Annotated in this window: 8 protein-coding genes; 6 read left to right on the plus strand and 2 right to left on the minus strand. The window is 71.2% G+C overall.

Annotation, left to right across the window (positions count from 1 at the left end):
* Window positions 1-52 precede the first annotated feature (52 nt).
* The 4 genes from AC13HU_RS26755 to AC13HU_RS26770 all read left to right on the plus strand — a co-directional run bounded on the left by AC13HU_RS26755 (window position 53) and on the right by AC13HU_RS26770 (window position 3,127).
* The gene (locus tag AC13HU_RS26755; protein WP_483044522.1) at window positions 53-388 is read left to right on the plus strand and encodes a MerR family transcriptional regulator; all 336 of its coding nucleotides are present in this window, start codon (window positions 53-55) and stop codon (window positions 386-388) included.
* A gap of 258 nt (window positions 389-646) precedes the next feature.
* Entirely contained in the window at window positions 647-1,654 is a 1,008-nt protein-coding gene (locus AC13HU_RS26760) for a recombinase family protein (RefSeq protein ID WP_483044523.1), read from the plus strand.
* 336 nt (window positions 1,655-1,990) lie between these two features.
* Window positions 1,991-2,353, plus strand: coding sequence for an STAS domain-containing protein (locus AC13HU_RS26765; protein ID WP_483044524.1), 363 nt, complete (start codon window positions 1,991-1,993; stop codon window positions 2,351-2,353).
* Between the two features lie 141 nt (window positions 2,354-2,494).
* Window positions 2,495-3,127 (plus strand): DUF5994 family protein, encoded by a 633-nt coding sequence (locus tag AC13HU_RS26770; protein WP_483044525.1) that lies wholly within the window; start codon window positions 2,495-2,497, stop codon window positions 3,125-3,127.
* A 25-nt stretch (window positions 3,128-3,152) separates the two neighbouring features.
* Here the strand turns inward: AC13HU_RS26770 and AC13HU_RS26775 are convergent, their stop codons facing one another.
* A complete protein-coding gene (locus AC13HU_RS26775; protein WP_483044526.1) occupies window positions 3,153-4,094 on the minus strand; it encodes a LysR family transcriptional regulator in 942 nt (313 codons plus the stop codon).
* Between the two features lie 71 nt (window positions 4,095-4,165).
* On the opposite strand from AC13HU_RS26775, the gene AC13HU_RS26780 reads away from it, so the two are divergent.
* Window positions 4,166-5,383 (plus strand): TDT family transporter, encoded by a 1,218-nt coding sequence (locus AC13HU_RS26780; RefSeq protein ID WP_483044527.1) that lies wholly within the window; start codon window positions 4,166-4,168, stop codon window positions 5,381-5,383.
* Here AC13HU_RS26780 and AC13HU_RS26785 read toward each other — a convergent pair.
* A complete protein-coding gene (locus tag AC13HU_RS26785; protein ID WP_483044528.1) occupies window positions 5,380-6,528 on the minus strand; it encodes a peptidoglycan recognition protein family protein in 1,149 nt (382 codons plus the stop codon). The two genes, AC13HU_RS26780 and AC13HU_RS26785, sit on opposite strands and share 4 nt — an antisense overlap.
* A gap of 335 nt (window positions 6,529-6,863) precedes the next feature.
* Here AC13HU_RS26785 and AC13HU_RS26790 point away from each other — a divergent pair.
* Window positions 6,864-7,488, plus strand: a 625-nt coding sequence (locus AC13HU_RS26790; protein WP_483044529.1) for a DUF998 domain-containing protein, incomplete at its 3' end; no start/stop codon positions are given.

Here is a 7,488-nt window from a genome sequence, read left to right on the forward strand (position 1 = left end):
CCCTGGTGCCATAGGCACCAGGGCCCCTCCACATGCTCCACAGAGAGGTGAAATGACCGCAGGCGACACGCTTGGCCGTCTCGACGACGACGACTTCCCCGCCTACACGATGGGCCGGGCCGCCGAAATGCTCGGCACCACCCAAGGCTTCCTCCGTGCCATCGGCGAAGCCCGCCTCATCACCCCGCTGCGCTCCGCCGGCGGACACCGCCGCTACTCCCGCTACCAGCTGCGCATCGCCGCACGCGCCCGCGAACTCGTCGACCAGGGCACCCCGATCGAGGCCGCCTGCCGCATCGTCATCCTCGAAGACCAGCTCGAAGAAGCACAGCGCATCAACGCCGAGCACTGCCGCGCAGCCGGAACGCTGAACCCTCCGACCGCCTGAAAACGGCCAGGGCTCCCCCCGGAGACTCCCTACCACCGCCCAACATGCTGCCCGGAACGCAAAGCGTTCCGGGCAACAGTCTTCAGCTGTCCATGGAGCGGGAACGGCCGCCCCGGCACGGTGAATGACTCTCATAAATGTTCATCTGTGAGAGTTCTGCGAAAGCCCTCGGAGTGATCACGTTTCCGCAGGTCGCCGCTCGCAAAAGTCCTCTCGAAACCCGCATGTTGTGCGAGGCACTTCTGAGAGACTTCCCGGATGGATCTCACGCCCGATCGGGCCGCATTGGCGGTGGAATGTCACGATTGCCCGAACTGTGACGCGCCCGCCGGCTCCGCCTGCCGCACCCGCGGCGGGAAGACCGCCGCGAAGTACCACACCCCGCGCTTCGTCCTCGTCCCCACGCTTCGCGAGGAACTCGAAGTCCTCGTTCCAGCCGACCGTCACCCCGGCCGTGCGTGGAAGCAGGGCCCGGTGCTCGCCGTCGTGCCGGCGCCCCGCACCGAGCGCCCGGTCCGCATCGGGTACGCGAGGACCTCGACCGCCCGGCAGGAACTGGCGGGCCAGCTCGAAGCCCTCCACCGGGCGGAGTGCCACAAGGTCTTCAAGGAGCAGATCGGCACCCGGGTGAAGATCCGGCCCGAACTGGAGAAGGCGCTCGCCCTGGCCCACCAGTTCAAGGAGGCCGCCCCCGAGACCCCGGTCATCCTCACCGTCCACGAGCTCAAGCGCCTCGCCAGGAACGCCGCCGAGCTGATGACTCTGTCCGCCGAGCTCCAGGCCGGCGGCATCCAGCTCGAACTCCTCACAGGCCCGCTCACCGGCATCTACGACCCCAACGGCATGGGTGCCATGTTCTTCGCCGTCCTCGCCGTCGCCGGGCAGATCGAGCGCAACTACATCCGGGAGAAGACCCTAGAAGGCCAGGTCATCGCCGCGTCCAAGGGCAATCACGGTGGACGCCCCAAAGTCATCGACGACGACATGCTCACCTTCGCCGTCGCGCACAAGGACAAAGGCGTCCCCGTCCCCGACATCGCCAAGAAGCTCACCATCAAGGTCGGGAAGAACGCGGGCAAGTCCCCGTCGGTCGCCTCGCTCTACCGGGCCCTGGCGGAAGCCGAGGCCGCCGCGGCGGACGACGGCCTGCCCCTGCGGCCGAAGCCCGTACGCATCCGCCAGCCCGGGGAGCCGCTCACCGCCGAGGAGATCGAGCTACGCGAACGGCTCCAGGCCCAGCCCCACCCGAACGCCGAGCTGCGATAGACCTGCTCCCGACCGGCACCAAGCCCATGATCACCGGCTTAGCGTTAACCGCTGGTCCGCTGTTCCCCGAGGCCGTATGCCACAGGGGCTATGCTGCCTTCATGACGTCCTGAACCCCGGCAAGCGAGCGCTCCCCGTACGCATCCGGTCACGGATGCCCGTAGGCGCCGATCGGCCCACCTGTCCGCCGACGCCACCGCCTTCGAGGAACCCGCGCTCCCCCGCCGACCCGACGTCCGTCGAACACAGGCCACCGGACCGGCACTTCGCCCCCCGCCTGCCGACGTACGACCGCGCCCGGACAGCCCGGGTCGGTCTCGTGAACCGAGGCGCATCATGTCCCTGCCGCAAGCGTTCAATGCGTACCGCCATGACACGAAGAACCGCGCGCTGATCACGCTCGCCGGAGAGGTGGACCTCGACTCGGCACCATTGATAGGCGAGATCCTGGGGCGGTGCCTGCTCGACGGCATCCGCACCATAGACGTCGACCTCAGCGCCGTCACCTTCTGCGACTGCAGCGGCGTCAACGCCTTCCTGGCCGCGGCGGCGCGCACCACCGAGGCCGACGGGGTGCTGCGGTTGCACCACCCGGCCCCCGCGGTGTCGCGCGTGCTCCTGCTCACCGGCGCGTCCGCCCTCCTGCTCGATCCACCCGCGGCCGTCCCCATGCTCGGCCCGGCGGCCCGCGCCGCATGAGCCCGCCCGCACCCGGGCCGGCCGAAGAGTAGCCTGGAGCTACCGAGGGTATTTCGTGCACTCGCCACCGTGCTTGTGTCGTTTTCGGCGATCGACGACGCCGGGACCGGTTCGCCGCCGGCCCGGACCAAGGTTCGCGTCATGCATGCGCTCACTCCGACCGCACCGAGGACCGGCACGGCCACCCGCGACAGGATGACCCGCGGCCCGGCCGCTTCCGGTACGGGCCCTACCCACCCGGCAGTTGAGCACTCCCCGGCTCCCCCGCTCCGCCTGGCACTGGCCCGGGCCGACTCCAGCCGCGCCCTGCTCGACGGCGCCTGGTGGCCGCACTCGCGCGACCTCGCCGCCGAGCTTCCCGGGCTGATCGGGACCCTCGACGCCCGGTGGGACCGGATCACCCGCGTCACCGTCAACCCCGCCTACTGGCCGGTCGTCCCGCACAAGGTCCAGGTCCCGGGGCACGTGGTGAAGGTCGGCTGGTTCACGGCCGAACAGGACCCGCACACAATGATGTTGCTCTCCTACCAGGTGGGCCGCTGGGACCTCTTGGTGATCCCTCCCGAGACCGACCCCGACATGGCCGACCGGCTGATGGCGGCCACCGCCGATCCGCAGCGGCCTTTGACGGCAAGCCAGTTGATGGCAGAGGTGGGCGAAAGGACGGCGGCCCCGGCCAGCACGCCCGCCGACCAGGCCATGCAGGCGGTCTGGGCCTCCGAAGGAGGAAGCATCACCGACAGCCTCCCCTCGGCCACGGCCACGCACGACTGAACCCACCGCCGCCGACCCGCTCGGGTCAGGCGGCTCCGGGGGGTGCCAGGGGAGCCCAGCGGCGGGCGATCGCCGCGAGTTCGCGGGCCGCGCCGGAGAACTCCTGACCGGTGCGGTGCACCACGCGCAGCGTGCGGGTCAGGTCGAGCCCGGCGACCGGGACGGCGACGAGGGTGCCGGCGGCGAGGTCGCGCTCGACCGCGAGCGAGCTGAGCACGGCCGGTGCGACACCCTCGGCCACCGCCGTCTTGATGGCGGTGGTGGAGGAGACCTCGATGACCGGGGCGGCGAGCGGCTGGGAGGTCCTGGCCCGCAGCGCGCGCTCCCGGTAGAGCCGGGTGCCGGAACCGTGCTCGCGACTGACCAGGGAGGTCGCGGCCAGTTCCGCCGGGGTGACGGCGGACGGCGGGCGGCGGCGGGCCCACGGGTGCTCCGGGTGCACGATCACGGTCAGCTCGTCCCGCCCGACCGGGTCCGCGGTGATGCCGCGCGGCACCGCCGGGCCCTCCACGAACCCGATCGCGGCGGCGCCGCTCAGCACGGCCGCGGCGACCTCGTCGGAGTTCCCGGTGGTCAGGGCCACGGCGGTGCCCTCGACCGCCGCGTGGAAACGTACCAGCCAGTGCGGCAGCAGGTACTCGGCGATGGTCATGCTCGCGGCCACCGGCAGCCGCGCCTTGGCGGTGAGGTGCAGCGAGGTGAGGCCGGCCTCCAGAGCGGCGGCCGCGTCGAGCGCGGTACGCGCCCAGTCGGCGACCAGGGAGCCCTGCGCGGTCAGCCGCGAGCCCTGCGGCGAGCGCTCCAGCAGCGTGACGCCCGTACGCCGCTCCAGGTACCTGATCCGGGAGCTGGCCGCGGGCTGGCTGATGCCGTGCTCGCGCGCCGCGGCGCCGAGGCTGCCGAGGCGCGCCACGGACAGCAGCAGGTCGAACGGGCCCAGGTCGCTGACCCGGCTGGTCAAGGGCATAAACCGAGTCTATGACGTCATGCCGGATTGCTCCCTACCGGCGGCCCGGCGCCGGCCGGAAAGTGGGGGGCATGACCACTTCGCTCGCCGCACCGTCGCGACCCGGCGGACCCCGGCCCGCGCGCCGCCGTCCCTGGGGGCTGCTGCGCGAACTCGACCACCCGTCCGACCTGTTCCGGCACCTCGGACCGAACTGGTACGCCTCGGTCATGGGCACCGGCATCACTGCGAACGCGGCGGCGACCCTGCCGGTGCACGTGCCGGGGCTGCGGACGGCCGCCACCGTCGTCTGGGCACTCGCCGCGTTCCTGCTGGTGGCACTCACCGCGGCCTGGACCGTGCACTGGACCCGGCACCGCGCACAGGCCAAGGCGCACGCGGACCACCCGGTGATGGCGTACTTCTGGGGCGCCCCGGCGATGGCGCTGCTCACCGTCGGCGCGGGCACGCTCTCCCTCGGGCAGGACTGGATCGGCCCCCACCCGGCCCTCGTCATCGACGTCGTCCTGTGGTCCGCGGGCACCGCGCTCGGACTGGTCACCGCGGTGTGGATTCCGTACCGGGTGATAACCGGCGGCAAGGCGGCCGTCGACAGCGCGTTCGGCGGCTGGCTGATGCCAGTGGTGCCGCCCATGGTCTCGGCCACGACCGGCGCCGCCCTGATCCCCCATCTCGCCTCCGGCCAGGGCCGGTTGACGCTGCTGCTGGGCTGCTACGCGATGTTCGGCATCAGCCTGTTCGCGAGCGTGGTGATCATCACCCAGATCTGGGGACGGCTGGTCCACCACTCGATCGGACCGGCCGCCATGGTCCCCACCCTGTGGATCGTGCTCGGCCCGCTCGGCCAGTCCGTCACCGCCGCCAACCTGCTCGGCAACGTCGCCCACCTCGCCCTACCCAGCCCGTACGCCGGCGCGGCAGAGGCGTTCGGCTTCCTCTACGGCATCCCCACCTGGGGCTTCGCCATGATGTGGCTCGCGCTGGCCGCGAGCATCACGCTGCGCACGCTGCGCACCGGCCTGCCCTTCTCGCTGACCTGGTGGAGCTTCACCTTCCCGGTCGGCACCTGCGTCACCGGCACCAGCGCCCTCGCCGTCCACCTCGACTCGACACCCCTGAAGACGGCGGCGGTCGCCCTCTACGTCTTCCTCGTCGCCGCCTGGCTCACCGTCGCCGCCCGGACCGCCGCGCACAGCGCCCGCGGCGGCCTCTTCCGCCCCGCGCCGCTGCCAGGAGCGGCAGCGGACGCGGCGACGGGGGCCACGGTCAGCCGGTCGGCACGGCCCTAACAGTCGAACGCCTCGCGCACCGACCCGCCGACGACGGCGCACCAAGTGCTCAGGTCCACCTTGCCGTTCGGGGTGAGGCCGTGCAGGCGCTGCATGCCCTGGACGGCCTTCATCGTGGCGTGGTCGTAGGTGCCGCTGACGGTGACGTCGCCGTAGCCCTTGCGGCTCAGCATCAACTGGAGCGCGCTGACCGGGAGTCCGGTGGCGTGCTTGTCGAGGCGGGGGGCGAGCGCCTCCCAGGTCGCGGTGTCGAAGGTGCAGTCCGCAGTGACCGGAATGCCGTGCGTGGTCTGGAAGTCGGTGACCGCGTCGTTCATGTCGAGGCCGAAGTTGCCGTCGGTGGCCAGCGCGTAGCCGGCGTTGTCCAGGAGGTACTGCGCCACCTCGACCACCGGGCCGTCGACGAACCGCCAGATGTCGGGCCAGCGGCGGGCGGGAATCCGCGCGTGCGGGGTGTGCATCGCCTTGAGGACGCGCGTGCGGACCATCGGGAACTGCGCGTAGAACGCGATGCCGGGACAGTCGGTGGTGTAGAAGTCCCAGTGCCCGAAGATGTCCCAGGCGTTCAGGCCGAACTGCCGGCACACCGTGACGCACAGCTCCACCAGCGAGTCCAGCAGCGCCTCGGGCGGCGTCTCGGTGATGTACGTGCCCTCGTTCTCGATGCCGATCGCGTTGCCGTTCTCCCCCGGGCAGTGCGCGGCGATCACCTGGTGCTCGCCGGTCTCCAGCGTCGAAAGGCTCTGGTGCCGGCCCTCCAGTACGTAGCCGCCGCGGCTGACGGTGAAGTGCTGGCCGGTGTCCGCCCACCCGTTGGTGTCCATGTGCAGGTTCTGGCAGTCCTTGGCCAACTGGATCGCGTGGTCACGCGAGTAGTCGGTCACGTTCGGGAACGCCATGTGGTGCAGGATGATCTTGTTGGTGGCGTTGCCGGTGATCTGGATCGGGCTCGACGGCGGGCGGGCGCCCCACGTGTCGCAGTCGATGATCCAGGGGAACTCGGCCGAGGGCGTCTCGGGCGTGGCGCCCGCGGCGTGCGCGGTGCCGGGGAAGGCCAGTTCGGTGCCGACGACCGCGGCCACGGCCCCTCCCAGACCGACTCTGAACAGCGTGCGCCGATCGACCTCGTGCTCGTGGACGGCCATGCAGTCTCCCGTGGCGAACGTGGCAGCCCCTACCGGCCGCCAGTGGCACCCGGAGAATATGCGGCCAACTGACGCTTCACCAGAAGCACTTCGAGATCGTCCCGACGAGCACCGCCGGATGTCCCGGAAAGGCCGTGCATGCGTGCCTTTTCGCCCCGCGGCGAAACGGCGGAACGGCGGTCCGCATCCGGGAACGCGCGGGATGCAGGAGCGCGGGCGGTCACACAGAGTGCGTGGGCGAACGCGCATGCGGCGCGGCCGGAAACGTTCGGTCCGCCGGTGCGATCCGCCCGCTTGGCTGCGCACGCGCGATGTGACGGTTTTATCATGGACTAATGCGACTTGTGACTTGGTGGGCGCTGATCTCGTCGAGCTGCACCCCTGTTCTCCTGGTCGTGGGATTCACAACGGCCACACTCCTGGAGGAGCCGGGATACAACCCGGTCACGCAGACGGTCAGCGTGCTCGCAGCCGGCAACCATCGCGGCTACCTGGTCCTGACCACCACCCTCATCGCCGTCGGCACCTGCTACATGGCGACCGCATGGGGGCTGCGCGCCGCGAAACTCTCCGGACGATTGTGTCTGGCCGGCGGCGGGGTGGCGGCGATCCTGCTGACGGTGTTCCCGGCGCCGCGCACCGGTGGCTCGCTGTTGCACGGCGCCGTGGTCGGCGTCGGATTCAGTCTTCTGGCGCTGTGGCCGGTGTTCGCCACCCGCCGCGGCCGTCGTGCGCCATGGGGGCTGCGGCCGGTGCCGTCGGTGGTGATGAGCTCGCTGATGTGGCTCGGCGCGGCCTGGTTCCTGTTCGAGGTGGAGAGCGACGGCGCGGCGGGTGTCGCCGAGCGCGTCGTGACCTCGGTACAGGCGATGTGGCCGGTCGTGGTGGTGGCGTCCTGCCTGTGGCAGGCCCGGCGCCAGGCGCGGGCGCGGCGCCCATCGGTGACGCAGGCACGAACGT

This window comes from Streptomyces sp. NH27, assembly GCF_056859195.1.

Coding starts and splice junctions, on each gene's coding strand:
- AC13HU_RS26755 (WP_483044522.1), top strand. CDS start 53: ATGACCGCAGGCGACACGCTTGGCCGTCTCGACGACGACGACTTCCCC.
- AC13HU_RS26760 (WP_483044523.1), top strand. CDS start 647: ATGGATCTCACGCCCGATCGGGCCGCATTGGCGGTGGAATGTCACGAT.
- AC13HU_RS26765 (WP_483044524.1), top strand. CDS start 1,991: ATGTCCCTGCCGCAAGCGTTCAATGCGTACCGCCATGACACGAAGAAC.
- AC13HU_RS26770 (WP_483044525.1), top strand. CDS start 2,495: ATGCATGCGCTCACTCCGACCGCACCGAGGACCGGCACGGCCACCCGC.
- AC13HU_RS26775 (WP_483044526.1), bottom strand. CDS start 4,094: ATGCCCTTGACCAGCCGGGTCAGCGACCTGGGCCCGTTCGACCTGCTG.
- AC13HU_RS26780 (WP_483044527.1), top strand. CDS start 4,166: ATGACCACTTCGCTCGCCGCACCGTCGCGACCCGGCGGACCCCGGCCC.
- AC13HU_RS26785 (WP_483044528.1), bottom strand. CDS start 6,528: ATGGCCGTCCACGAGCACGAGGTCGATCGGCGCACGCTGTTCAGAGTC.